This is a genomic window from Desulfovibrio sp. SGI.169 (genome assembly GCF_050313595.1).
GTDB lineage: Bacteria > Desulfobacterota > Desulfovibrionia > Desulfovibrionales > Desulfovibrionaceae > Desulfovibrio.
Genome location: NZ_JBNPLS010000011.1, coordinates 21,739 through 46,365 on the forward strand (window position 1 = coordinate 21,739; position 24,627 = coordinate 46,365).

26 protein-coding genes and 1 pseudogene are annotated in these 24,627 nt (G+C 57.4%); 26 read left to right on the top strand and 1 reads right to left on the bottom strand.

Annotated elements, in window-relative coordinates; genetic code table 11:
• Window positions 1-21: 21 nt before the first annotated feature.
• From ACQRA4_RS07370 to ACQRA4_RS07475, 22 genes and pseudogenes are all read left to right on the top strand, one after another.
• Entirely contained in the window at window positions 22-492 is a 471-nt protein-coding gene (locus tag ACQRA4_RS07370; protein WP_418720090.1) for a DotD/TraH family lipoprotein, read from the top strand.
• A complete protein-coding gene (locus ACQRA4_RS07375; protein ID WP_427822447.1) occupies window positions 489-1,751 on the top strand; it encodes a type IV secretory system conjugative DNA transfer family protein in 1,263 nt (420 codons plus the stop codon). The genes ACQRA4_RS07370 and ACQRA4_RS07375 overlap by 4 nt, the downstream gene beginning before the upstream one ends.
• A 93-nt stretch (window positions 1,752-1,844) precedes the next feature.
• The gene (locus ACQRA4_RS07380) at window positions 1,845-2,906 is read left to right on the top strand and encodes a type IV pilus twitching motility protein PilT (protein WP_427822448.1); all 1,062 of its coding nucleotides are present in this window, start codon (window positions 1,845-1,847) and stop codon (window positions 2,904-2,906) included.
• A complete protein-coding gene (locus ACQRA4_RS07385) occupies window positions 2,890-3,186 on the top strand; it encodes a hypothetical protein (protein WP_418720093.1) in 297 nt (98 codons plus the stop codon). Before ACQRA4_RS07380 ends, ACQRA4_RS07385 begins: the two co-directional genes overlap by 17 nt.
• On the top strand, window positions 3,186-3,959 hold the full coding sequence (locus ACQRA4_RS07390) for a phosphoadenosine phosphosulfate reductase family protein (protein ID WP_427822449.1): 774 nt from the start codon (window positions 3,186-3,188) through the stop codon (window positions 3,957-3,959). The genes ACQRA4_RS07385 and ACQRA4_RS07390 overlap by 1 nt, the downstream gene beginning before the upstream one ends.
• The gene (gene icmT / locus ACQRA4_RS07395) at window positions 3,952-4,221 is read left to right on the top strand and encodes an IcmT/TraK family protein (protein WP_418720095.1); all 270 of its coding nucleotides are present in this window, start codon (window positions 3,952-3,954) and stop codon (window positions 4,219-4,221) included. The genes ACQRA4_RS07390 and icmT overlap by 8 nt, the downstream gene beginning before the upstream one ends.
• A gap of 22 nt (window positions 4,222-4,243) precedes the next feature.
• A complete protein-coding gene (locus tag ACQRA4_RS07400; protein WP_418720096.1) occupies window positions 4,244-4,660 on the top strand; it encodes a hypothetical protein in 417 nt (138 codons plus the stop codon).
• Window positions 4,657-4,872, top strand: coding sequence for a hypothetical protein (locus tag ACQRA4_RS07405; protein ID WP_418720097.1), 216 nt, complete (start codon window positions 4,657-4,659; stop codon window positions 4,870-4,872). Before ACQRA4_RS07400 ends, ACQRA4_RS07405 begins: the two co-directional genes overlap by 4 nt.
• Window positions 4,869-6,233, top strand: coding sequence for a zincin-like metallopeptidase domain-containing protein (locus tag ACQRA4_RS07410; protein WP_427822450.1), 1,365 nt, complete (start codon window positions 4,869-4,871; stop codon window positions 6,231-6,233). The genes ACQRA4_RS07405 and ACQRA4_RS07410 overlap by 4 nt, the downstream gene beginning before the upstream one ends.
• A 1-nt stretch (window position 6,234) precedes the next feature.
• Window positions 6,235-8,355: a DNA topoisomerase 3 gene (locus ACQRA4_RS07415; RefSeq protein WP_427822451.1), complete on the top strand. Its 2,121-nt coding sequence runs from the start codon at window positions 6,235-6,237 to the stop codon at window positions 8,353-8,355.
• A gap of 113 nt (window positions 8,356-8,468) precedes the next feature.
• Window positions 8,469-8,885: a hypothetical protein gene (locus tag ACQRA4_RS07420; protein ID WP_427822452.1), complete on the top strand. Its 417-nt coding sequence runs from the start codon at window positions 8,469-8,471 to the stop codon at window positions 8,883-8,885.
• Window positions 8,882-9,397, top strand: a complete 516-nt coding sequence (locus tag ACQRA4_RS07425) for a lytic transglycosylase domain-containing protein (protein WP_418720101.1) — start codon at window positions 8,882-8,884, stop codon at window positions 9,395-9,397. Before ACQRA4_RS07420 ends, ACQRA4_RS07425 begins: the two co-directional genes overlap by 4 nt.
• Window positions 9,394-10,731, top strand: coding sequence for a hypothetical protein (locus ACQRA4_RS07430; RefSeq protein WP_427822453.1), 1,338 nt, complete (start codon window positions 9,394-9,396; stop codon window positions 10,729-10,731). Before ACQRA4_RS07425 ends, ACQRA4_RS07430 begins: the two co-directional genes overlap by 4 nt.
• A gap of 11 nt (window positions 10,732-10,742) precedes the next feature.
• On the top strand, window positions 10,743-12,518 hold the full coding sequence (locus tag ACQRA4_RS07435; RefSeq protein WP_427822454.1) for a type IV secretory system conjugative DNA transfer family protein: 1,776 nt from the start codon (window positions 10,743-10,745) through the stop codon (window positions 12,516-12,518).
• 73 nt (window positions 12,519-12,591) lie between these two features.
• On the top strand, window positions 12,592-13,266 hold the full coding sequence (locus ACQRA4_RS07440; protein ID WP_427822455.1) for a DsbA family protein: 675 nt from the start codon (window positions 12,592-12,594) through the stop codon (window positions 13,264-13,266).
• A gap of 10 nt (window positions 13,267-13,276) precedes the next feature.
• The gene (locus ACQRA4_RS07445; protein ID WP_427822456.1) at window positions 13,277-13,756 is read left to right on the top strand and encodes a DNA N-6-adenine-methyltransferase; all 480 of its coding nucleotides are present in this window, start codon (window positions 13,277-13,279) and stop codon (window positions 13,754-13,756) included.
• Between the two features lie 86 nt (window positions 13,757-13,842).
• A complete protein-coding gene (locus tag ACQRA4_RS07450) occupies window positions 13,843-14,022 on the top strand; it encodes an AbrB/MazE/SpoVT family DNA-binding domain-containing protein (protein WP_427822457.1) in 180 nt (59 codons plus the stop codon).
• 51 nt (window positions 14,023-14,073) lie between these two features.
• Window positions 14,074-18,309, top strand: coding sequence for an Eco57I restriction-modification methylase domain-containing protein (locus ACQRA4_RS07455; RefSeq protein ID WP_427822458.1), 4,236 nt, complete (start codon window positions 14,074-14,076; stop codon window positions 18,307-18,309).
• 108 nt (window positions 18,310-18,417) lie between these two features.
• Window positions 18,418-18,726, top strand: a complete 309-nt coding sequence (locus ACQRA4_RS07460; RefSeq protein WP_427822459.1) for an Arm DNA-binding domain-containing protein — start codon at window positions 18,418-18,420, stop codon at window positions 18,724-18,726.
• Window positions 18,727-18,762: 36 nt separating this feature from the next.
• Window positions 18,763-18,969 (top strand): annotated as a pseudogene (locus ACQRA4_RS07465) (phage integrase central domain-containing protein); the annotation flags it as partial.
• Between the two features lie 21 nt (window positions 18,970-18,990).
• Complete coding sequence (locus tag ACQRA4_RS07470) at window positions 18,991-19,617, top strand: tyrosine-type recombinase/integrase (RefSeq protein WP_427822493.1); 627 nt, start codon at window positions 18,991-18,993, stop codon at window positions 19,615-19,617.
• Window positions 19,611-20,816, top strand: a complete 1,206-nt coding sequence (locus tag ACQRA4_RS07475; protein WP_427822460.1) for a tyrosine-type recombinase/integrase — start codon at window positions 19,611-19,613, stop codon at window positions 20,814-20,816. Before ACQRA4_RS07470 ends, ACQRA4_RS07475 begins: the two co-directional genes overlap by 7 nt.
• Window positions 20,817-20,888: 72 nt before the next feature.
• Here ACQRA4_RS07475 and ACQRA4_RS07480 read toward each other — a convergent pair whose 3' ends face one another.
• Window positions 20,889-21,569: an IS1595 family transposase gene (locus tag ACQRA4_RS07480; protein ID WP_427822461.1), complete on the bottom strand. Its 681-nt coding sequence runs from the start codon at window positions 21,567-21,569 to the stop codon at window positions 20,889-20,891.
• 268 nt (window positions 21,570-21,837) lie between these two features.
• On the opposite strand from ACQRA4_RS07480, the gene ACQRA4_RS07485 reads away from it, so the two are divergent.
• The 4 genes from ACQRA4_RS07485 (at window position 21,838) to ACQRA4_RS07500 (ending at window position 24,557) form a co-directional block, all read left to right on the top strand.
• The gene (locus ACQRA4_RS07485; protein WP_427822462.1) at window positions 21,838-22,041 is read left to right on the top strand and encodes a helix-turn-helix transcriptional regulator; all 204 of its coding nucleotides are present in this window, start codon (window positions 21,838-21,840) and stop codon (window positions 22,039-22,041) included.
• Between the two features lie 718 nt (window positions 22,042-22,759).
• Window positions 22,760-23,110 carry a plasmid mobilization protein gene (locus ACQRA4_RS07490; RefSeq protein ID WP_427822463.1) on the top strand — a complete coding sequence of 117 codons (351 nt, stop codon included), beginning with the start codon at window positions 22,760-22,762 and terminating at the stop codon, window positions 23,108-23,110.
• Window positions 23,104-24,318, top strand: a complete 1,215-nt coding sequence (locus tag ACQRA4_RS07495) for a relaxase/mobilization nuclease domain-containing protein (protein ID WP_427822464.1) — start codon at window positions 23,104-23,106, stop codon at window positions 24,316-24,318. Before ACQRA4_RS07490 ends, ACQRA4_RS07495 begins: the two co-directional genes overlap by 7 nt.
• 14 nt (window positions 24,319-24,332) lie before the next feature.
• Window positions 24,333-24,557, top strand: coding sequence for a hypothetical protein (locus tag ACQRA4_RS07500; RefSeq protein WP_427822465.1), 225 nt, complete (start codon window positions 24,333-24,335; stop codon window positions 24,555-24,557).
• Window positions 24,558-24,627: the final 70 nt, after the last annotated feature.

A 24,627-nucleotide genomic window follows, 5' to 3' on the forward strand; every position in this document is an offset into this window, starting at 1 on the left:
CAATTATGAAGGAGTAGCTTCGTGTTTCCCAGAACCCTATTGATACTGTCCTGTCTGGCTCTTGCGGCCTGCGCGGAGAAAACCACGCCTCCGGTTCCTCATGAAGTCGATTTCGTATCAGCTACGCTTGGACAGGCTGCGGAGCAGGCCCACGGCGAACTCGCCATGCTCGCCAGACTGCGCGGGCAGGGTATGCAGCCCTTGCTGCCGCCCGCCGCTCCTTCTCTGGCGCAGCCCGTTTCCCTTGCCTGGACTGGCGAAGCGTCCGGGGCGCTCAAGGAAATCTGCCTGCAACTCGGCTACCGTTATAAAGAGGCGGGGACTCCTTCCGCGCAGGCTTTGACGGTCGTGGTGCGCGGTTTGAACCGTCCGGCGCATGAACTGCTGGAAGACATCGCATGGCAGATTCAGCCGCAAGCCGTAGTGCGCGTCGATTCCGTCAACCGGGTACTGACACTGGCCAGAACTTCCGGCGCGGAGGCACGGTCATGAAAGCTCCCGCCATCCTTCTCCCCAAAGAGCCGTTACCTGATTTGCATGAGGCTCCCATCCACATGGGAAGTTATCAAAAAGGATTTCGGGAAGGTTTTCAAGACGGCTTTGCCGCCGCCGACTTGTCCACGCCCGGCGTCGTTCTTTGTGGAAGCGGTATCCTGGCATTGCTGATTGCCTGCATCGTGGTCATGCGTCACGCCTCGCGCGTGGTGAACATCCTTTGTCAGCGTTTTCAGCAGGTTGAACTGTCCTCAAAAAACGCATCACAAAAGCTGGCTGTACTTGTTTTGCCGTTTCTGCTCTGCGCCAGTCTGACCGGCTGTGCCGTCAGACAAGGTGAAGTCGTCAATCCCGCGCCCGTGTCGCCGGAAATAGCCAATGCGCCGAAGCCTGCCGATGGTATAACCAAAGAAGGAGCCTTCACTCCCTATGACGCCTCGTACCGGGAAGACGGTTCCGGGCAGTACCTTGCCGTCCATATTCCCGCAGACCCGGCCTCCGGGCCGCGTCACGGCGATCCCGCCGAACTTGCGGGACTGCTGGAAATGACAGGTACGGCGACCGGCAAAGAGAAAACCGCCGTTCAGCTTATGCGCCCCAAAGCCATCCGGGAAGCGGCGCGGCTTGTCACCTTCCAGACAGCCATGTCCTGGCGTTACGGCCAGCTTGTGACGGAAACGGAACGCTACAGCGCCATTATGGATACGGCTTTCAACTTTGCGCCCCTCATGCTCACTCAGGATGAAGCCCTGATTATGCCGCCCCTGATCACGCGGGCGGGAGCATCCATGCGCATTGAAGATAACGCCACGGCCACGGCGGCGAAAACCACCTATGAACTGCTGGAACCGGCCAGGTACATCGCTGTTGTGCCCAACTGGCGGGAGTTTCTCATGGCCGACGACTTCCCCGAACCGGAACAGCCCAATCCCGCCGTGCTGCCGAAAAACGCGGAGGAACGCGCCATCTGGCGAACCGCCGTGCGCGAAGCCTGGGAACAGGGGCTGGTCGAAGCCGACCAGCTCTATGCCGACAATGTGTCCCGCATGGCGCGGAGTTATCGCGGCGTCATGCTCTATCACCTGCTCACCGCCCAACATCTCATGAGCCGGGTCAATACCGCGTCCGCCGACCTGGGGACGCGCCGATCCGACAACGGCAACAAGCTGAACATCGGCCAGAAGGTCTACCGGATTACCGCGCCTTCCGCGTTCACGGTCGCGCCCGCCGCGTCCCGGAAGAAAGGAGGAAAATAGCATGGGGCCAGCGATTTCTACCCGCATGAACCCCGTATCCGCTGGACGCATACGGAACTCAACGATCTGCTGCTCTGGGGAACTCATTGCGGCATGTCCGACCTCAATCTGCGCTCCGGTCTGCCCGCATGGATGAGGTTGAACGGCTTATGGCGGAAGGTCACGCAACGACCTATCACCACGGACGAATTATTGGCCGCGCTGGAACGGCTGACCAAAAACAACTCCGTATCCGCGCTCATCAAATCCGGCCAATCGGATTATGACTTTGCCCACGAAATCGAAGAATCGCGCGGTGTGCGCCGCCGTTTTCGCGGCAACGCCACGCCGGTGGCGGACGGGTATTCAACCGGCGTCAAGATTGTCTTCCGTACCATTCCCTCCATGCCGCCCGCACTGGAAGACCTGCATGTGGAACAGGACATCCTTGACCACGCCATGCCGTCCAACGGTCTGGTGCTGGTCACGGGCGTCATGGGGTCGGGCAAGTCCACGCTGCTGGCCGCCATTCTGCGGCGCGTCATCGAAAGCGGCGGGCGCAATGTCAGCACCTACGAAGCGCCCATCGAGTTCGATTTCGATGCCGTGCCCAATCCCGGCGGGCCTGTTTCACAAAGCACGATTCCCGAACACCTGAAATCGTTTCTGACGGCCACGCGCAACTCCACGCGCACGGCTCCGGACGTGGTGCTTATCGGGGAAAGCCGCGATCCCGATACCCTGCGGGGCATGATGGAAAGCGCGGAAATCGGCGTGGCCGCCTATTCCACCGTGCATACCCGCTCCGTGCCGGAAACCTTGAGCCGTATCATCAACGTCTTTCCCTTCGCGGAACGACTGCAAGTTGCAGCCACGCTGCTTTCCAGCCTGCGGCTGGTCATCTCGCAGCGTCTGCTTCCCCTGCCGGACAACAACGGACGTATCGCCCTGCGCGAATATCTGGCCTTTACGCCGGAAATCCGGGAAACGCTGCTGGAAACTCCGCTGGAACGTCTGATTCTGAAAACCGAAAACCTGCTGGCCGCTTCCGGTCAGCGGATTCAGGACGCCGCCCAAACCGCCTACAAGAACGGAAACATCGCCAGGGACAGCTATCTGGCGATTCTGGCCGAACGCAAACACAGGAAAGGAACCGATTATGGCGCAACAGCATAACGACAACATACCGTATTACGAAATCTTCAGCATCAGGGAATACGTCAGGGAAGGAGAGACAAAATCCTCCTGGCTGCGTATCGGCGCGGGCTTCAAGAACAGGGATGATTCCTTCGGACTGATCTTTCAGGCCATGCCTCTGCCCGATCCCAAATCCGGCCTGCTCCGTCTGTACATGCGTCCGTTCCGTCCCGAATCGGAACAGGATGTCGCTCAGGGGGAAGACGCCTTCTATCTGGAGATCGACCCGCTCATGGGCGCTCCGCTGGAGGAGCTGTGATGAAACATCCCGCGAATGTGGTTTCCCTCTCCGGCGGAAAGGACAGTACGGCCATGCTGCTCATGCTCCTCGAACGCGGCGAACCCGTGGCCGATGTCGTGTTTTTCGACACAGGCTGGGAATTTCCCGAAATGTACGAATATCTGGAAAAACTCGAAGCCTTCACCGGTCTGAAAATCACGCGCCTGCGTCCCAGGATGCCGATTGGCGTGGAAACGGATAAGTCGCCCTTTGACTGGATGTTTTCTGAATATCCGGTGGCCAGGCGGGGAACACGTCAGGTGCATATGATTGGCCGGGGCTGGCCCAACGCGCCCATTCGCTGGTGTACGGGCCGCAAACGGGATGCGCTTCACGCGCATTTTCTGGCGCTCACCCACCGGAGTGGCCTTGAACTCCCCCTGCGGCAGTGTATCGGATTCGCCGCCGACGAACGGCATCGACTGGACGGCGTGACAAAAAAGAACAGCGCCTGGTGCGTACAACGGTATCCGCTGGTGGAATGGGGCGTCACAGAGGCCGACGCGCTGGCTTACTGCTACAAACGCGGCTTCACCTGGGGAGGTTTGTACCATTTCTTCAGTCGCGTCAGTTGCTTCTGCTGTCCGTTGCAACCTCTTGATGAACTGCGGACACTTCGCGGTTACTTCCCTGACCTGTGGCAACGGATGCTCGTCATGGAATCCTGGCTGCCGGAAAACAGACGGCGTTTCAAGGATTCCAGCGTCTCCGCGCTGGATGCCCGCTTTGCGGAGGAGGCGGATAATGGCTGACGTTCTCTGGCGCGACACCGCGCTCACCCCCAAAATCTTCATTCTGGACGCCCGCGCCGTCTTTCCTCTGGCCCTCTGGCTCTTTCATTGGGCCTGGTGGACGGCTGGGCTAGCGCTTGCCGCCATTGTCGCGCTCTATCTGGTGCAACGCACCGGCATGACTCCCGTCGCCTGCTTCCGCTCCATCCGCGTGGCCTGCATGGGACGGAGACGCGAAACGCGAAACACTGAAAGCCAGTGGCGCAAACGCTGCCGCTGGTGACGAAACCTCAAAGGAGAAAGCCATGTTCAGTCAAGAAGAAATTGAAGCCGCCGTCAATGAATTTCCTGAAGACAGCCTGCCCGGAAGACTTGCACAGGAAACATTGAGGGTCAGAAAAATTCTTGCAGCCTACATGGATGCCGAACATGCAATTCGTTGGGCATTCATGCAATACCGCGACGGCAAGGACAAAGCCCCCGATTTTGAAAGCTACGCCGATGTAAAACGACTACTCATTGATCCCGTATTGGAAAAACTGTGGCCTGCGGCGGATGATTCGCTTGTGCTTGCCATCATGCTTCATGCCTGTCTGAAAACGCAGATGGAAAATACGGAGCATTATATCCTCTCCAACCAGATCGTCACACGAATAGTGAAAGTTGAAGAAATGGACAAACTACATGCCAGAATCAGGGAATTGGAGGAAAAATTGTCATGAGTGAAATCACTCCTAACAGTTACGGCCTGTTCGACACTCCTGTCCGCTCCCCTGAAAAAGAGCGCGTTGCGCTCACCCAGGCGGACATCGAGCGCCAGCTTGACGCGGGCGCGTTTCTCATGAGCCGCGAGGAAGCCGTCGCCGCCGGATTTCTTAATCCGTATGACGAACAGGATACCGTGATTGTGAACATCAGGGAGGAACAGCAATGAGCCAGACGCCACAGAATGAAAAGAAGAGTCGTTTTCAGCTCAGCCGGGAAGTTCAGGAGGAATTTGTCAACGGCATTGCCCAGACCATGTTGTCGCTGGCCGAAAACGCTGAACAGGGTCAGCCGTCTGTGGCTGAAACGCCCTTTTGTCCCGTGACCGGCAAGGAATACAGCGGCGCGAACATGGTGCGTCTGGCGCTGACCGCTATGGAAAAGGGCTACGCCGACAACCGCTGGCTTACGTTCAAGCAGCTCCAGGCGGTCAGGGAGGAACATCCCGACCTGAACATCCGCATCCGAAAAGGAGAGCACGGCGTCACCGTGCTGCGCCCGGAGGACGTGTTCTTCACGGTGGAAAAGGAAGGAAAGTGGAATTTTGTTTCCGAAGAGCAGGCAAAGGGACTTCCTGATGTGCGGCGTCATACCCTGCTGTATCCCTTCACGGTCTTCAATGCGGCCCAGATTGAAAACTTTCCCGCGAAAGAACAGTCCGCTCCCGCAATGACCGAAGCCCAGCGCAATGATTTGCTGGAACGCTTTGTCGCCAGTTCGGGCGTGGCTGTCGAACACGGCAAGGGCGTTCCGCGCTTCGACCACAGGACGGATACCGTCAGGCTGCCGCACCCGGAGAACTTTCACAGTTCCGGCGCTTACTACGCCGCGAAGCTGCGGGAGTTCTTCAAGGCCACCGGCCATACATCACGGGAAGCCCGACAGCCTGTAAAGGCCCAAACGCTCAAAAGCTGCGCCTTCGAGGAAATGCGGGCGGAAATGTTCTCCATGCTGGCCGGGGCGAAATTCGGCCTGCCCATGCCGGAACACGGTTCCGCTGAACGGCTCAGGCTCTGGAACCAGACCTTTTCCGGCGGGGAATCCAGGGCGCTTTTCCGGGCCGCCTCGGAAGCCGCGCGGGCGCTGACCACGCTACGCCAGTTTGAAGCGGGCGAACAGCCCGCCGCCCGATGGTTCCCCAAACACGAAGCATGGCCGGAACTGGTGGAGATGCAGAAACAGCGGGATGCCGTGACAGGCGTGTCTTTCCGGGAAAACGCTTCCGGCGCATCGCGTCCCGCGTCCGGCAGTACCGCTTCGCGTTCTCTGTCCGAATCCGCCAGAGCCTTTGAGAAAACGGATGACCTGACCGTCAAGGCCCGTCTGATTCTCCAGAATCCCGACTTCCTGAACATGGCGCTCAGGCTCGATCCCTCCGCCACCAGAGAACTGGCCGCGCTCTGCGATCAGGTGTCGCAGGCGTTGCACATGGAGCTGGACGAAAAGCTCCGCTCCGCGCCGGGCGCTGTGGAAAATCCCCTTCCCCTGAATGAACAGAAAGCCGCTTCCGCGCGGCGCATGAGGATGTGATATGCGACTTTTCATTGCCGAAAAACCCAATCTCGCAAAAGCCATCGCCAATGGTCTGGGCAACGGCCGCACGGAGAACGGCTGCATCCGCTGCGGCGACGATACGGTGACATGGTGCTTCGGGCACATGCTCGAACTTGCCTGGCCGCAGGAATACAAGCCCGAATATGCCCAATGGCGGCGCGAACACCTGCCCATCATTCCTTCTGAATGGAAATACAAGGTCAAAAAGGATTCCGCCAAACAACTTGCCGTCATCGGCTCCCTGCTGCGCGAGGCCGATTCCGTGGTCAACGCGGGCGATCCCGACCGCGAGGGTCAGCTACTCGTCGATGAAGTGCTGGAGCATTTCAAGTATCGCGGCCCGGTGGCCCGTATCTGGCTGCCGTCTCTGGATGACAAATCCGTCCGCATAGCCCTGAATGGTATCAGGGACAACGCGCCCTATGCGCCGTTGCGCGACGCCGCCCGCGCCAGAAGTCTGGCCGACTGGCTGGTGGGCATCAACGCCACACGCGCCATGACCATCAAGGGAAGAGAAGGCGGACGCTCCGAAACGCTGTCTCTGGGCCGCGTCCAGACTCCCACGCTTGCTCTGGTCGTTGCCCGCGACAGGGAAATTACCAACTTCAGGTCCACGGACTATTTCGTGCTGCGGGCCACGCTCACCCATGCCGCCGGAGGTTTCACGGCCACCTTTGTCCCCGCCGAGACGCAGGCCGGTCTGGACGCATCCGGTCGCATGGTGGATTTCACCCAGGTTGCCGCCGTTCTTAAACGGGTCAACGGCGTGGAGGGCGTTGTTACGGAATCCCTGCGGGAGAACAAAAGCAAGGCCGCGCCCCTGCCGCACAGTCTTTCCTCCCTGCAAAAAGCCGCTTCCGCCCAACTCGGCATGTCGGCTCAGGAAGTGCTGGATACCGCGCAAGCCCTGTATGAGCGCAAACTGACCACCTATCCCAGAACAGATTGCCGCTATCTGCCGGTCGAGCAATATCAGGATGCCGCCGCTGTGCTGGCCGCGCTTTCCTCGCTTCCCGGTCTGGAGCAAATCGCGGGAAAGGCTGACGCCTCGCTCAAAAGCGCCGCGTGGAATACGGGAAAAGTCACCGCGCACCACGCCATCGTTCCCACGGGCGAACTGCCCCCGGACAACCTCAAACCGAAGGAACGCTCTCTCTATTTCATGATTGCCACGGCGTTCTGTCTGCAATTCCATCCGCCCATGCGCTATGAAGCGCGAAAAATCACGGTCAACCTTGCCGATACCCGCTGGGAAGTCACGGGGCGACGCATGGTGGACGCCGGATGGACGGCCTTCTCCAAAGACGAGGATGACGACAGGCAGGAAGAGGAATCCCTGCCGCTGGTTGAACAGGGTGATGCCGTGACCTGCCGGACAGTGGAAAGCGTGAAGAAAAAGACTTCCCCGCCTTCCCGTTTCTCCGAGGGGACGCTCATCGAGGCGATGGCCAATGTCCACCGCTTCGTGGGCGACGCCGATGCCAAAGCCACTCTCAGGGAAACCAAGGGTATCGGCACTGAGGCCACTCGCGCAAAGGTTCTCGAAACCCTGAAAGAGCGCGGTTATCTGGCGCTTGAGAAAAAGTCCATCGTCTCCACGCCCCTGGGGCGGGAAATCATCGACCTCACCCCGCCCGCGCTCAGAGACCCCATCACCACGGCGGAATGGGAGTCCCACCTTGAGGCCATCGCTCAGGGCAGGGAAACGCTCGACGCCTTTCTTGCGGAGCAGAAGAAGATTCTGCCGGACTTGCTTGCCCCGATCCTTGGCGACGGCACGCCCGCCTTTCCCTGTCCTTCCTGCGGCGCTGCCCTGAACCGCCGCAAGCGCAAAAAAGATGGTTCGTGGTTCTGGGGCTGCACGGCGTATCCCGCCTGCAAGGTCATCCTGCCCGACGACCACGGCAAGCTCGGCAAGGCCAGGCCCAAACCTGCGCTTTCGGAACACGCCTGCCCGGCCTGCGGCAAGCCCCTCGTCAAACGCTCCGGCGCGAAAGGCGAGTTCTACGGCTGCTCCGGCTACCCCGAATGCAAGAAAACCTGTCCGGTCAAGCCGGACGGCTCCCCCGATTTCAACGCGAAAGGCAAGAATACGTAATGGGATTTTTGCGGGGAGGGAAACCCTTTTGAAAAGCGGGGAACACCCGCACGGGTTCTCTCTCCCCGCGCCCCTCCCTTCCGAAAACTTTTATCAGTCAAGGACTGTGAAAAATGAAATATATCGTTGTGTTTGTATTGTGCATGGCGCTGGCCGCGCCGTGTTTCGCGGCTTCCTGCCAGGACATGCAAGACGCCGTGGGCGGCGCGGTTCGGGAACGCAACGGACGGGTATCGGACACGCATGACGTACTCATGCCCGACCCGGAAACCGAACGCGACGCGCTTTCCGGCTGTCTCGGTTCCGTCAACGCCATCGGTGATGCTTTTTCTCTCGGCGTGACCCTGCCGAGTATGGATCAGATTGTCGCGGGCATGTGCGGTCAGGTCAATTCCTACATCAACCGGAAAATCAACGAGGCGCACACTCAGGTCAACAATTCCGTCAACGGCATGGGCGGCAACAATCTCTTCAAGGTCTATGGCACCGGCGGGGAGTATGTCGTCAAAATTACGGGAAAACTCAAATGAGAGCGGCGTTCTTTCTGTTCGTGGCCCTGTACCTGCTGTCGGATGCGGCCTTTGCCGCTGAACGGGCAAGAGTCGTTTTCCCGCCCATGCGTCCGCTGACGGCCGACTGCGTTCTGGACGCCGCCCGCATCAGCGGAATGCCCGCCGCCGCGCTCTTCGCCATTCTCGCCACCGAAGGCGGCAAGACCGGGGAAGCCCTGAGCAACAAAAACGGAACGTGGGATTTGGGAGGATTTCAGGTCAACACCGTTCATCTTAATGAGCTGTCCGCAATGGGTATTTCGCCTGACGCCGTACTCCGCGACGGCCGCATCAACGCCTATGCGGCGGCCTGGCTGCTGCGGAAGGAATATCAGCGCACGGGCAGTCTCTGGCGGGCCATCGGCTCATATCATTCCCGCACGCCGCATCGCCGGGATGCCTATATCCGGCGCGTCAAAAGCAACCTGGAACGGCTGCGCCGGGAAGGGATTTTCTCGCTCTCTGTTCTTGAGCGGGAGGGCAGGCGATGAACGGTCGGGATAGCAGAGACGACCACCTCTTTTTGTGGTGCGCCTTTCTGGTTTTCGTCTTTGTGCTGCTGCCGGCCCTCTATGTCGTGTATGCGGACGATGTAAACAGGCCGCTGCTGGCGTTGGCCGAAGCCCAGATTCAGGTCTTCGCGCCCTTCTTTGAGGAAGCGCAAACCGCGTGGGCGCGTATCGCGGAAGCCGATCCGGCCTCCCTGTCCTGGGAAACCATGCAAAAGGTGCTGCGCTACACCGGCTCGTGGATTCGCTGGCCCTTTGCTTTGCTGCTCGTCCTGTTCGGCGTGGCGGCCATCTTCATGGGCCGTGTGGGCGGGCTTGTCCGGCGTTTCAATATGGAGAGCCTGCTGAAAAACAATGCGGAGTCTTTTCCCTGCCTGCGGCCTGTGGTGGGACGCGGCAAGTATCTGCTCTCGCCGGAATCCTACGATTCCGGCCTGTGGAAAGTCGCCCGGACACCCGCGCAATTCGCTCTGGAACATGGCTTGCTGCTTGATGAACAGGGAAAGCCGTTCTCACCGGAACAGGCCCTGAAAAACGGACTGCCGTCCACGGAACTGCCCGTCTGGGGTCACGCTCGGCTGGATGGGGAAAAAACGCTTCGGGTGCTGACAGAACAGCTCGGCAAACACTTTGAGGGCTACGAGGGCTTGTCGCCCTGCCGTCGCGCTCTGGCCGTCGCTTTTCTGGCCTATGCGGGCGGGGACAAGAAGGGATGCGTCGCTCTTCTCGACGCCGTTTCCCTCTCCTACCGCGAGGAAAATGAGCAGGCATCCTGTCCTCTTCTGGAAGACGACGATTTTACCAACAAGCTGAAAAAGCAATGGGAACGCCATGCTTCCGTGTTGAACGAGAAGTGTCTGAGCATCCATGCCTCCTATGAACTGCCCTGGTTCATGGCTCTCCTGTACCGGGCGCGGCAGAAAGGCGTGCTGGCCAGTTCGCAGTTCCTCTGGCTCCGTCCGCTGGATCGTCCGCTCTGGTACGCCCTCAACCAGTGCGGGGGACGCGCGGCATGGGCCGAAGGTTTTGCGCCCTGGGCGCACTACACGGCGGAAGAAAAAGAAAGGAAGACTTTGACAAAACCGCATGTGGCTCCCGCCGTGGCAAGCTTCAGGGAAGCTCTAACCGCTCAGGGCTGGCTGACGGAAATCTTTGTGCCGCCCGCCGAGTCCGCAAATACGAAATCTTCCCCTGATGGTTCCGCCCAGGCGTCTTCACCCATCGAGTCGCCGCCGGACATGGTAGTGGCCGATGCGGAAGACGACCCCGAATACGACGCCAATGAAGACCCCTCACTGGCACAACAGGATTGTTGAGGTTCAAACTCATGGTACGACATATCAGAGGTCTGGAAGACCACGAAACTCAGGAGCGCAAACGCCTGCACCGCGACGTGCGCTCCCCCTCGCAACGACTTGCGGACGCGCTCAAGCTCGGTCAGGTGCAGACCGGCGGCATTTTCACGGCGGGGCTGTGTCTCCTGCTTTTCCCGGCCTGCGCCACGCCGCTGTTTTGTCTTGGGCTGGCGCTCTTTCTCGCCCGCTGCGCCTGCGTGAACAACGAACGCCTGCCGTTCCGTATGCCGATGGGGCTGACCGGTACGGACAGGGGCGATCCCCTACCCGGACGGAGCGGTTTTGCCAGACCGGAGGGCATTTTCTTCCTCGGCAACCGGCTTCAGGACAAACAGGAGCTTTGGCTGAAAGCCAAGGATATTCTCACCCATTGCCTGCTTTTCGGCACAACAGGTTCCGGCAAGACGGAAACGCTGGTTTCCCTCTCCTACAATGCCCTGGCCACGGCCAGCGGGCTTTTCTACATCGACCCCAAGGCGTCGCCCAAGCTGGCGGTGCAGATATGGCAGATGGCCCGCTTCCTTGGCCGGGATGATGATTTTCGCGTGTTGAACTACGGCACGTCCGGCAAGGTCAAGGGCAAGTCCCCGCGCCGCCTTTCCAATACCAACAATCCCTTTACCTTCGGGAGCGCCGAAGCCCTGACGCAGCTTCTGGTTTCCCTCATGCCCGCTTCGGACGGGGCCAATTCCATCTTTGCCGACAAGGCGCAGGCCCTGATTTCCGGCGTCATGTACGCGCTGGTGGATTTGCGGGACAAGGGGCTGCTCAAGCTCTCCACCTCCATTATCCGCGATTCCTTGGCTCTGGAAAAATGCGTGGCGCTGGCTCTGCATCCCGAACTGGATGAAGAGTCCCGCGCCTCCATTCAGGCGGCTCTTGCCACCTCCGGCTGGATTGCCGGTCGTGACCTGAAGGAACAGCCGGAATCCTTCGCGGAACAGTTCGGGTACGCGCAATCCTACTTCGGCAAGGCCCTTTCCAGCCTGACCGATACCTACAGCCACATCTATGGCGCGGAAGATGGGGAGGTGGACTTCAGTGATGCCATCATGCAGCGAAGAATCCTCGTCGTTCTCCTGCCCTCCCTGGAAAAAGCTCCCGCCGAACTCGCCAGCCTCGGCAAAATCAGTCTTTCCGCCATTCGCAACGCCTGCGCCGTTGGCCTCGGCGCGAATATCGAAGGCGACGCGGCGGATGTGCTGGAAGCCCTGCCGACCGATACCATAGGCATTGGCCCGTATCTGTGCATTGTGGATGAATACGCGGCCATTGTTACACCTGGCTTTGAAGTCGTGCTGACACAAGGGCGCGGTCTTGGCATCGCCGCCATTGTAGCTTCACAGGACTACGCCGGTATTCTGGAAGCCGACAAGAAAGGCGCACAACAGATGGTGGCGAATACTTGTTTGAAAGTGTTCATGCGAATGCAAGATGCGGAAAAGACATGGGAACTGATACGCGGGCAGGCGGGGCAAAGCACTGTCCTGCGTACAAGCGGATTCAACATCAATGAGCAAATCAGCTCCGACTATCGGGATGCAAATTCCACCACGGTGGAACAGGAAGACCGCGTTGTCCTGCGCGATTTGCAGGAACAGATAGAGGGCGAAGCACACTTTGTCTTCTCCGGCCAGATCGTCAGGGGCGACATGTTCTTCGCCAATCCGTCTCTCAAAAAAGCGCAACTGCGCGTTCCTCAACTTCTACAACTTTCTCAGGAGAAACAGTATGACCATGCGGCATAACATTATATTGGCCCAGGTTCTTTTCTTTTGTTGTCTTATTGGACTTTGCCATACCGCTTCCGCCGGAACGCCCATGTCGGACAGGGTAGCCGTGGAAGCGGGCGTGAAAGCGGAAATCGCCAAAGACCTGGCTTCGCCTTACTCCCCGCACGACAGTCTTTCCGGCAGAACCTGCCTGGACGGTCGTCCCGTGGACGGTTTTGAGGGCGACATTCTTGAATACTGGTCGAATCTCGAATGCCCGTACTGCGGCATTCAGGAACCGCTCCAGGCGCAGCGGGACAACCCCGGCCTGTGCATTGTCGTGCGGCATATTCCCTCGGATGAATACGGCGAATCGCTGAAAAAAGCCCTGGCCTATGAGGCGTTGCGCGGCTTTTCCATCAATGCGGCACATCGCTTCTGGGATGCCGTTCTGCCGAAAACCTCTCTCGGCATTCCGGTTCCCTATGAAGCTGCTCTCCAGACCGCGATTCAGGAAGCGGCCATTGCGCCGGATGCCTTCGCGGATGCCCTGCAAGCTGCCGCTCCCCTGGTGGGCGCGGATATTGTCGCCGCGCAGTCGCGCATCACATCCACGCCCACATGGATTCTCAGCGGCATCCGCTTCCCCGCCTGTGATTTCACGGCGAAAGAACTTCCCACGGCTCTGGAACTGGCCCGCAAGGCCCGCTCTGGAGACGTGCGGGCAAAAGACGAAATCTCGCAAATCATAACACGCGGCCTGCTGAACGAGTCGCTTCTTTGAGGGGGAACGCATGAACGTGCATTTTCTGAGTAAAAAGCATGATTGGGCGACTCCCTGGCCGCTGTTCCGGGAACTGAATGCCAGATTCGGGCCGTGCGAACTGGACGTATGCGCCACGGCGCGGAACGCCAAGTGCGGAAACTTTTTCTCACCGGAAGAGGACGGACTGCGCCAGGTCTGGCATGGCGTCTGCTGGATGAATCCTCCCTACAGACGGGCACTGCCGCATTGGCTGGCCAAGGCCGTGAACGAAATTGAGATGGAACGCGCTGAAAGAGTGATCTGCCTGCTTCCCGCCCGGACGGATACGGCATGGTGGCACAGCTATGTCCTGCCCTTTGCGACGGAAATCCATTACCTGCGCGGGCGTATCCGCTTTGAGGGAGCTGATTCTTCCGCACCCTTTCCAAGCGCCGTGGTCATCTTTGAAAAACGCCACCACAGCACCGAGGCTTTGGGCCTGCCAGTCGAAACAGAAATGTGCCCCTGATGGAGACTCTTGACAGCATCCTCTCTTTGCCTTAGTCTTACTTTCAATGAATACATTACTAGTAAGACTGGACAGGGAGGCAAAATATGGAACTCGCCAAGCTCACGACCAAGGGCCAAATCACGATTCCCGCTGAAATCCGCAAGAGACTCAATGTGCGGGCGGGAGACAAGGTTGTCTTTCTTGAGGAAAACGGACGGATTTTCATTGAAAACGCTGAAAAGCTGAAATTCGCCCCGGATGAACATTCCGGCGGGAAGGATTAGCGCCGCAAGCATTGCGCCGCCTTCCCGCCGTTCAGACAAGGATGGGAACGCATGGCCAGACGGCGCAAGCAGACACACGATCCCCGCCAGTTGTCGCTCTTCGACGTAATGGCGAACCAGATCGAGGAAATACGGGAAGAAAACATTCAGGACGACATGCGGGAGAAAAGTATCCCTGCCCCCGTAGCGCGGGTTGAACAGGAACAGGCTGTTCCTGCCATGTCGTTGCAGGTGGAACCGGTAAAAGAAGAGGAACGGCAGCCGGAACCGGCACGGACAGAAAAGCCGTTTCCCTTCCCCACAAATGACGGGGACAAAAGACGCCTTGGCGTCAATGGAAGGGGCGATTCCGTATATGAGCTGCAAGACGGTTCACGCATGTACAGCCCCAACACGGCCATCATGCAGTTCCTTGACGGTGAAAAGAGAACGCCCGAAAAGCTGTTTGAAGATGGGGCGGACGACTACTTGACCATACAGGAAATTTCCGAGTTCTCTCATATCCTTTCTCTGGAGGCGCAACATGCTCGACAGGCAAACCTATCCGCTCGAAATCGCACGAAAGGTTCTCAAGCCCGAAACCATCAACGACGTGAGAAGCGGAGGGTACACCAGTTTGGGCTACTCGATTCTGGATCGCTGGGCGCTGAACAGCCCCGAAGAACTAAAGAAGCTGGAGGCGATGGGGACGTTGGATTTGTTGGTGACTCTGGATCAACAGGCAACCATAGAGAACAGAGCACTGAGCAGCGAGACCTCCCGGCAGGCGAGCTTGCGGGGGATGTCGGATTCGGAGATATTGGAAAGTATGGGCATCGACATGAGCCTGAAAATTACCGGATAACCACGGAAGACCGGCTGGGCGTTGGCGGCGCGAAAACCAAATATGCGGATAACGTCGCCGCCATACGCCTGATCAAACAGCTTCAGATCAACGGCGCGGAACTGGCCACACCGGAGGAACAGAAAGTCCTCGTCCGCTATGTGGGCTGGGGCGGCCTGCCGCAGGTCTTTGACGCCAGAAATGAGCAATGGGGCACTGAATACCGGGAAATGCAGGGTCTGCTTTCCCCGGAAGACTACGTTGCCGCCCGCCGTTCCACTCAGGACGCCCATTATACCTCGGAAACCGTTATCAGAGGTATCTATGAGGGGCTTTCCCGCCTTGGCCTTGGTGCTGGAGAACCGCTCCGTATTCTTGAACTTTCGGCGGGCATCGGCAATTTCATCGGCCTCTGTCCCAAAGATTTCAATGCCCGTTTCATGGCTGTGGAACTCGACCCCACGACTTCCGCTATCGCCAAGTACCTTTATCCGAAAGCTCTACATATAAATAACGGATTCCAAAACACCAACAGCAAAGCAACTATTTTCGACGCCGTAGTCGGCAATCCTCCCTTCGGCAATCAGTCGCTGTATGACCCGGACTTTCCTGAGCTGCGAAAGTTCTCGGTTCACAACTATTTTCTCGCAAAATCCATCAGCCTGCTGCGGGAAGGCGGCGTCGCGGCCTTTGTGGTCAGCCGCTATTTCATGGATGCCGGTGATCCCACGTTTCGGGAACACATCTCGCAGTACGCTGACTTTCTGGGAGGCGTCCGCCTGCCGCAAAACGCCTTCCGAGAAAACGCGCTGACCGATGTCACTGCGGACATCGTGTTCTTCCAGAAAAATTCCGGAGAAAAACTGCACAGCAGGGACTGGATACATACCGGCACGCTGGAGGTGGACGACCTCAAAAACGGCGGCAGGCGTCCGGCCACGGTCAACAGCTACTTTGTGGAAAATCCCCGGCAGATTATCGGCACACTGGCCTATTCCGGGGGAATGTTCGAGGGGGCGCTGAACTGCCTGCCCGATCCGGCTCATACGGATTTGGGACAGGAAATCGCCGCCCGGCTGGATGTGCTTCCGGCGGACTGTTTCGTTCCGCGAGAGGAAAATCCGCTCAACACGGAAGTCAGGACGCGCAACGCCGACTTCATCCGCAGCCCGTATTTCCAGTCCCTGAAAAGGGACGCCCTGTGCGTGGAGCCGCAAAGCCGGAAGATTGTCTTCAAGACCGCCGCCGCTTTCGGTGAAAGCGACTACGATATTTTTCCGGTCAAGAATGAAACGGCCCGTCTGCGTCTGGTTTCCATGATTCAAATCCGGGACACCCTGCGCGAACTGCTCAATACGGAAAAGTCCGCCGACGCCGATGAAGGTCGGATGACGGCGCTGCGCCAGAAACTCAACTCACAGTACGACGCCTTTGTCAAAAAATACGGCCATCTCAATTCCCAGACAAACCGGGGACTCATGCGGAGCGACCCGGAACATTCCCTGCTGGAGTCTCTGGAACTGGATTACGACAAGGGCCTGTCGCCGGAGACGGCCCGCAGGCATGGCGGCGAAGCTCGTCCGGCATCAGCGAAAAAAGCCGCCATTTTCCGGCGACGGGTACTCAGGCCCGCCCAGGTCGTGGAACATGCGGAAACCATCAAGGATGCCCTGCTTATTGCCCTGCGGGAAAACGGCAGGGTGGATTTCAGCCGTATGTCGCGGCTCCTGCATCGTCCGGCTGAGGACATTCAGAAGGAGCTGCGCGAACAGGGGCAGATTTTCCTGAATCCTTCCACCGAAGAATGGGAAATCCGCGACAGATACCTGACCGGCAATGTCAGGGCCAAGCTGGCGCGGGCGAAAGAAGCCGCGCAAACGGACGCCCGCTTCGCTCCCAATGTGGAGGCACTGTCCGCCGCCATGCCGCCGGACATCGAGGCCGTGGACATCGGCATCAGGTTCGGCTCCTCCTGGGTTCCGGCACAGGTCTTTGCCGACTTCGTGGAGCATCTGCACGGCGGCAAGGGAATGCAGACCATCAATTATCTGCCGACGCTGGGCCGCTGGGAAGCGTCCGTCAGCATATGGGATGCTTCGCTTGCCTCCAGCGTCTGGGGCATTCCCGAATATTCCGCCGGAAAGATTATCGAAGCCCTGCTCATGAACAAGCCCATCAAGGTGCAGAAGGAAAGCGGCCAGCATGACGACCAGGGCAGACCCATCATGGTCATCGACCAGGAACTGACAGCCGCCGCCATGCAGAAGGCCGATGAAATCAAACAGGCTTTCCTCGATTGGGTATGGACGGACGATGAACGGCGCGACATGCTGACCAGGCTCTACAATGAAAAATTCAACACAAACGTCCCGCCGACCTATGACGGTTCCCATCTTGAGCTGGTGAGCGCTTCCGAAGCCGTCAAACTGCGTCCGCATCAGAAAAACGCGGTCTGGAGGGCCATTCAGGAAGGCACTTGTCTGTTTGACCATGTGGTGGGAGCGGGAAAGACGCTGGCCTGCGTCGCTACTGTCATGGAATCAAAACGCATGGGCTTTCTTTCCAAGCCCATGATTGTCGTCCCCAACCACTTGTTATATCAGTGGAAAGATGAATTTTATAAACTCTATCCCGATGCGAACATTCTGGTAGCCGACAAGACGGACTTCACCAAACAGAACCGGGAACGGCTGTTTGGACGTATCGCCACCGGCGATTGGGATGCCGTTATTGTGGCACACAGTTCCTTCAAAAAAATCGACATGCCCCGCGACGTGCAGGAGGAGATTCTCAGGGAACAGATTGACGCGGTCATCGAGGCCATTGAGGCTTCCAAAGCCGCTGAAGGCGGACGGGCCACCATCAAGCAGCTTGAGAAACAGCGCGAGAAAATGGAGGAACGCTACAATGCCCTGCTTGCCGGAACAGGGCAAAAAGACCGGGCCGTGGATTTCGCGGATTTGGGCGTGGATGCCCTGTTTATCGACGAAAGCCACGAGTTCAAGAATCTCGCCTTCCAGACTACCATGAATGTCTCCGGCCTCGGCAATGTTACCGGCTCCGCCAAGGCGCTCGATCTGTTCATCAAGTGTCGTTATCTGCAACGTCAGAACAACGGGCGCGGTGTGTACTTCATGACAGGGACTCCCATCAGCAATACCATTGCCGAAGTTTATACCCTGCAACGCTATATGCAGTATGATGAACTGAAAAACAAGGATATTGAACACTTTGATGCGTGGGCATCAACTTTCGGACAGGTCACAAGCGGTTGGGAACTTGACGCTACTGGCGTGAATTATAAACTCTCATTTCATGTCCAAATAGACTTATTCAGACTCATAATATTTTATATTTCAATATATTATCCAAAACAATCCATCCAGAGAAGTCCAGGAAAAGCGCCTTGCATCCCGCTGTTTTCCGGGTATTATTCAGGGTATCTATACAAATCGTCATTCTGAAATATTCTCAGATAATCTTTTGAGAATACTGCAAATATTCTTATTTGTGGGTATCGGATGCCATAGGATTCATGGAGATTTACGGGCACCCATGACACGGAGAAAATTATGCTGGATGACCGCGTTATTCAAGGCTTGAAAGCCGCCGATAAGCCGAAAAAGTATGCGGACGGCGGCGGGCTGTTCCTGTTCATTCCGACCAGCGGCAAAAAACTCTGGCGGCTGGCGTACCGTTTTGAGCGAAAGGCCAAGCTCCTTTCCTTCGGTGAATATCCCCAGGTATCGCTCCGCGTCGCACGGCAACGCCGGGATGAAGCCAAGGCCCTGCTCAAGGACGGCGTTGACCCGGCGGAACACAGGAAGGCCGCACGGACATCTGCCTCCAACGCTACGTTCCAATCCGTGGCTATGGAATAGTACGAGCGGGAAACCCTTCACTGTAAAAACCGCTATCGCTCCTTCATGATGCGGGGGATGACGGAATATTTCTTTCCCGTCTTCGGCGGCAAGGCCATGACAGACGTTACCGCCGAGGACATTATGAGCGCCACCGAACCGTTGCGGCAATCCGGGAAATTGCGCGGAGGCCGCAGGCTGACGGATGTGTGCGGCCAAATATGCCGCTATGCCGTCGCCACCGGCAAGGTCGCGCGGGACGCCACGGAAGAACTGCCCGCGTCGTTGCGTTCCAGACAGACAGGCCACAGAGCCGCCGCGCTCGACGCCGGAAAACTCGGCCAGATTATGCTGAACCTTGAGCGGCATGACGGCTATTTCCCCGTCACATGCGCCCTGCGGCTGGTTCCCCTCCTGTTCGTCCGTTCCGGTGAATTGCGCTGTGCGGCATGGAACGAATTTGATTTCTCCCGCAGACTCTGGGTTATCCCCGCACAACGCATGGCAGCGAAATATGAGCATGTTGTACCTCTCGCGCCGCAGGCAGTAAAAATTCTCAGGGAACTGAAGGAATACTCCGGTCATGGAACCCTGCTGTTCCCCGGCGTCCGTTCTCCTGAACGCCCCATCGACATATCCACCATCACCGTTTCCCTGCGCAAACGCGGATATGACGGCGTAAAGCTGTCCTTTGACGGAATCCGTTCTCTTGCCGCCAAACTGCTGCCCGACCTTGGGTACAAACAAAACATCATCGACTTGCAGTTGGCGCACACAGGCCGCACACGTTTTGATCCGTGGCAGCATCTGCCGGAAAGAAAAACCATGATGCGGGAATGGGCCAGGTATCTTTTTTTCCTGCGAGACAAGGCTTTGCGGAATACATCCAGTCAAGGAGGTACGTCATGCTGACCGATACGCAAATCAGAAATCTGAAGCCCGCTGAAAAAGCGAAAAAATACGCGGACGGCGGCGGCCTGTACCTTTATGTCGCCAAGACCGGCTCAAAACTCTGGCGCATGGCATACCGCTTCAACGACAAGGAAAAGCTGCTCAGTTTCGGGGAATATCCGATTGTCTCCTTGAAGGATGCCCGGACAAAACGAAATGAGGCGAAAAAGCTGCTTGCCGACGGCATTGATCCGAGCAGGCACAAAAAAGAGATGAAAAACGCCGCCCTCCTCGCTGAAGCCAATACCTTCGAGCATGTTGTCCGTGAATGGCATGAAACGCAGACAATCCACAATTCCCCAAAAGACAGAAAACGGAAACTGTCCACGTTCGAACTCCATCTTTTCCCCACTTTGAAACGGAAGCCCATTTCCGAGGTCACGGCGCAAGACCTGCTGCTGATACTCAAGCCGCTTGAAAGAAAGGGAAAGGAGCTTATCGCCCACAGAATCATCCAGTATTGCGGCATGGTTTTCCGCTACGCCGTTGCCACAGGCAGAGTGACGCGCAACATTGCCGCTGATCTTCGCGGAGCCATACGTCCGCATCAGGGAAGGCACAGGGCCACCATCGTTTCCGCTGAAAAAATCGGTGTGCTTCTGAACAGGCTGGATAACTATCACGGACATTTTCAGGTCAGGTGTGCGCTGCGCCTTTTTCCTCTGCTCTTTGTCCGTTCCGCCGAACTTGTCCGCGCCGAATGGAGCGAGTTCAATCTGGAAACACGGGAATGGCACATACCGGCCGAACGCATGAAGATGCGAAAGCCGCACATCGTCCCGCTGTCATCGCAGGCTGTTGCCATTCTCAAGGAGCTTCATGCCGTCACCGGGGGTGGAACATACCTTTTTCCCTCAAGAAACAGTGTGAGGAAGCCTATCCACTACTCCACTCCCCTACAGGCATTACGCGCTATGGGGTACGGCAAGGAGGAAATGTGCATTCATGGCTTTCGGTCTATGGCCTCAACCCTGCTCAATGAACAGGGCTTTGACCCTGACTGGATAGAGCGGCAACTGGCTCATAAGGAAAAAGACACGTCCCGTATCGCCTACAACCATGCCCAGTATCTTCCCCAACGACACCGCATGATGCAGGCATGGGCCGACTATCTGGACGGCTTGCGCGAAGAGACACAGAAGGACAATGAAATGCAATAACAGCATCTGAAGTCCGTAACAGACAAATACGTCCAATATAACCTGGTGAAGACATTATTTTTAGGCTCTTGACTAGCTGAGAGGATTTTCTCTGAGCAGTTTTAAGACCAGAAGGTAAATGTCCTCTTGCCTATGGTTAAACCGAAACTCACATTCTTTCAAATGAAGATAAAAAGTTTGCTTTTGAATACCTCTAAAACGGACCAGTCGAGTTTTGGCAAAACTCCAAAAACTTTCTATCCCATTGATATGTGAGTGGTTATTGGCAAATTCGTTATCCGAATGCTGGACGCGGAAATGTTTTTGATAGCCCAAATCGACGAGTCCGTCATAACCTCGCCAGCCATCGGAATGAATGACGCTTTCAAGGTCTACACGGCCACGTATGATGCCCTGGAGGGTGGCTCTGGAGCAATCAGGAACGATTTCCGTATAGACTTTATCCTTGCGTTTGAACAGACCAAAAACAATGGTTTTTCCGCGTGCTCCACGACCTCTGACGCCCCTGACCCGGCGAGCGCCGAAGTAGCTTTCATCAACTTCGACTTCCCCTTTGACGGGAGACTCCGCCTCGCAATAACGGGCAATTCTTTCCCGGAAAGCCGTCACATACCGGTTGATGGTGTTTCGGTTAACACCGGACAATTTCGCAATCTGTGAAGCTGTCAAATCAACGGAAAAAAGCTTCACAAGTTGCCGAATTTTTGCCTCAGAAATTCTTGAACGATATGCGTACTTGTTTTTCATTGGCATGACTAGCTGGATAACCTTTTTAGCCCATCTCAGCTAGTCAAGAGCCTATTTTTATATGTTATTAGAACTATATAATTTCAACAAGTTATATATGTAAATTTCTAAACACAAAAACATGTCAAGTGGTATTTTGAATTTTTTTTGAACACAAGCGGCATCTCACAGGACAATATTGGATTTATCCTGTTGCATGCGGGAACCCCAAAATAAAAAGAGCAGGAAAAGCCATGATATACTGTGCAGAACATAACCAGACAGGAGGAACTCCATGCAAAATATATCCAGTAACGCTCTGCTTCGTCTGCCTCAGGTACTCGCGCTCATTCCCGTCAGCCGCAGCGCATGGTGGGCGGGTTGCAAAAGCGGCCGCTATCCGAAACCCGTCAAACTCGGCCCGCGCACAACGGCGTGGAGGGCATCGGATATTGCCGCGCTTCTGGAAAAGCTCACAGCCGAAACGGAGGAAAAATGAACCTCGTTTCTTCCCCGGCTCTTCGTCCGTCACACCCGCACGGGTGCCGGAAGCGCTCATCCCGTCAAGGCCATGCCCTGTCGGGCCGCTTCGCGGGCCTTGACCGGATGACCTTGCTTTCCGGCTATGGATACTTGCGGGCGACGGACGAGGAAGCCTCCGGCGGGGGCTCCGTCAAAGGAAGTCCGCAGTTCAAAAATACAAAGGCAACAACACAAAAAAGCGTTTTTCGCCTCCCGCAGTTTTCCCGCATACCGACATGCGGCGGACATGATGCACACAAGTCTGCCCCGGCTTACGCTCCACAGAATCTTCCCGATACATACGGCGTTGCCTCACACGCGGCGTTCAGATACCCGCGCCGTCATGCGCTTTATGCCGACCTTGCCTTGCGTCGGATACTGACTGCACGGCTTGCGCATGGCGTTCAGTTTTTTGACGCATACTGTCTCCCCATGTGCCGGATGCTTATCCCGTGTCCGCGCCATACCCACCAGCGACACGCCGGATACAGCTCCGCTCCACGCCCGATACGCACCCGCCGCATTCCCGATGCCCGCATCATGCGTCCCCATTTTTATGCGGATGCCTGTTCATTCGTCCGGCCTTGTCTCCGAGGGCCAGCCTACGTTTCGTCTATACGCTGCGCGTATGGACTCACGGCTGGCAAGGGGCGCTGCCCCTTTGAACCCCGCAAGGGCAAAAGGCAGGGAAAGCTGTGAAGCGCGTCAAGCTCGTTCGCACCGCCGCTGTCGTCGTGCGCGTGTTCCCGGAGGAGCGCGACATCCTTCGCTTCAATGCCGGACTGCACGGCATGAGCATGTCGGAGTACATCCGCCAGACCTGCCTTGGCATCCGTCTGCGGAAAACGCCGGAAGAGAAACGGCGACTGCGGGAACTTGCCCGCATTGGAACGAACATCAACCAGCTTGCGAGATGGGCCAATACCTACAAACGGGCGGCGGAAGCCGTGGAGGTATTGGCGGCGCTGGCGGGCATCGAGCGGCGCATTGCCGAGTTCGCATCATGCGCTTCATCGGAAGATGAACCGGAGGCGGAGCCATGCTGATGAAGGTCTTTCCGCATGGTACAGGAGAAGGCGACAAGCCCAGCCGCTATCTTGTACGCCCGGATTATCCGGGGAGAGACACAGCCCCGCCCCAGGTGCTGCGCGGTGATCCCGCCATGACCCGCGCGCTTATCGACAGCATAGAGCGGCGATGGAAATTCACTTCCGGCGCTCTGTCGTGGCACCCGGAGGAAAAGATCAGCGAGGCACAGGAAGAGGAAGTCATGGACGCCTTTGAACGCGTGGCCTTCGCCGGGCTGGAAGCGGATCAGCGCAATATCCTCTGGGTGAGGCATACCCATGCCGGGCATCACGAGCTGCATTTCCTCATTCCGCGCCTGGAACTTTCCAGCGGCAAGGATTTCAACGCCTGCCCACCCGGCTGGCAGAAGGACTTTGATGTTTTCCGCGATCTCTTCAACTGGCGCGAAGGCTGGGCGCGTCCCGACGATCCGGTACGGGCACGAGACGAGCTTCCGAAAAAGGCCGACCTGTTCAAGGCGCGGATGGCCAGATGGGGCAAGCAAATCAGGGAAAGCGACCGTGACCGGGCCAAGGAGGTCATTCATGCTTTTCTCAAGGAGAAAGTGACACAGGGGCTTGTCCGTAACCGGGAAGATGTTCTGAACGCCCTGAAGGAACAGGGGCTGAGCATCAACCGCGAAGGCAGGGACTACATCAGCGTCATTGCCCCGGACAGCGGCATGAAGATGCGCTTCAGGGGAGGCTTTTACGCCAGAGGCTGGACGCCCAAAGTCGCTCAGGGTGAAGAATCCGAAGAAAAGAAAAAGGAAACGGCGCGGCGCATGGTCGCCCGTCTGCAACCGGCTTTTGAGCGCGTCATTGAAAAACGCGCCGCCTGCAACATCAAACGCTATCCGGCAAAATGGAAACAACTCCCTGACGAGGAAGTTCTCCTTTTGCCCCAGCTTCAGGAGGATACCCTTCATGACCGAAACCGAACGGATGCTGACGCGGAGCCTGAAACGGATGGAGGAGAACTGCAACGCCCGGCTGACGGCCCTCAGCACGAGACTGGATATGCAGGAAGACAAGCAGATGCTGATTCAGACGGAACTTCGCACCTTGAAGCGATTGTTCACCGATGTCAGCGAAGTGTACAGCAGCTTGCAGACCTTGTTGGCGACCTTGAAAAACGGCGCATAGAGCGGGAACGGCAGAACCGACCGCGCAGGCGGATGCGATAGGTGGGAGTGGCCATATGGGAAAATTCAAGCGTATTCCGGTGAAAGACATCAATGCCATGCGGAAAATCCTTGACGATCTGCCGGATAGGAATCTCGGCAAGACGCGGGAGGAAGCCGCCGAGCTACTCAATGCCAACATCCTGAAAGCGTTTGAGAAGGGATACACGGTGAAGGAAGTGGCGGCAATCATGGCCGAGGGCAAAGGTGCTTCCCGCGAAGGCGGCTCCGCGAAAACGTGAGCCGAAGCCCCGGCCCGAAACCGCGAAACCCGTCGCGGCTCCTCCCGTCACGTCCCACGCACAGGAAGAA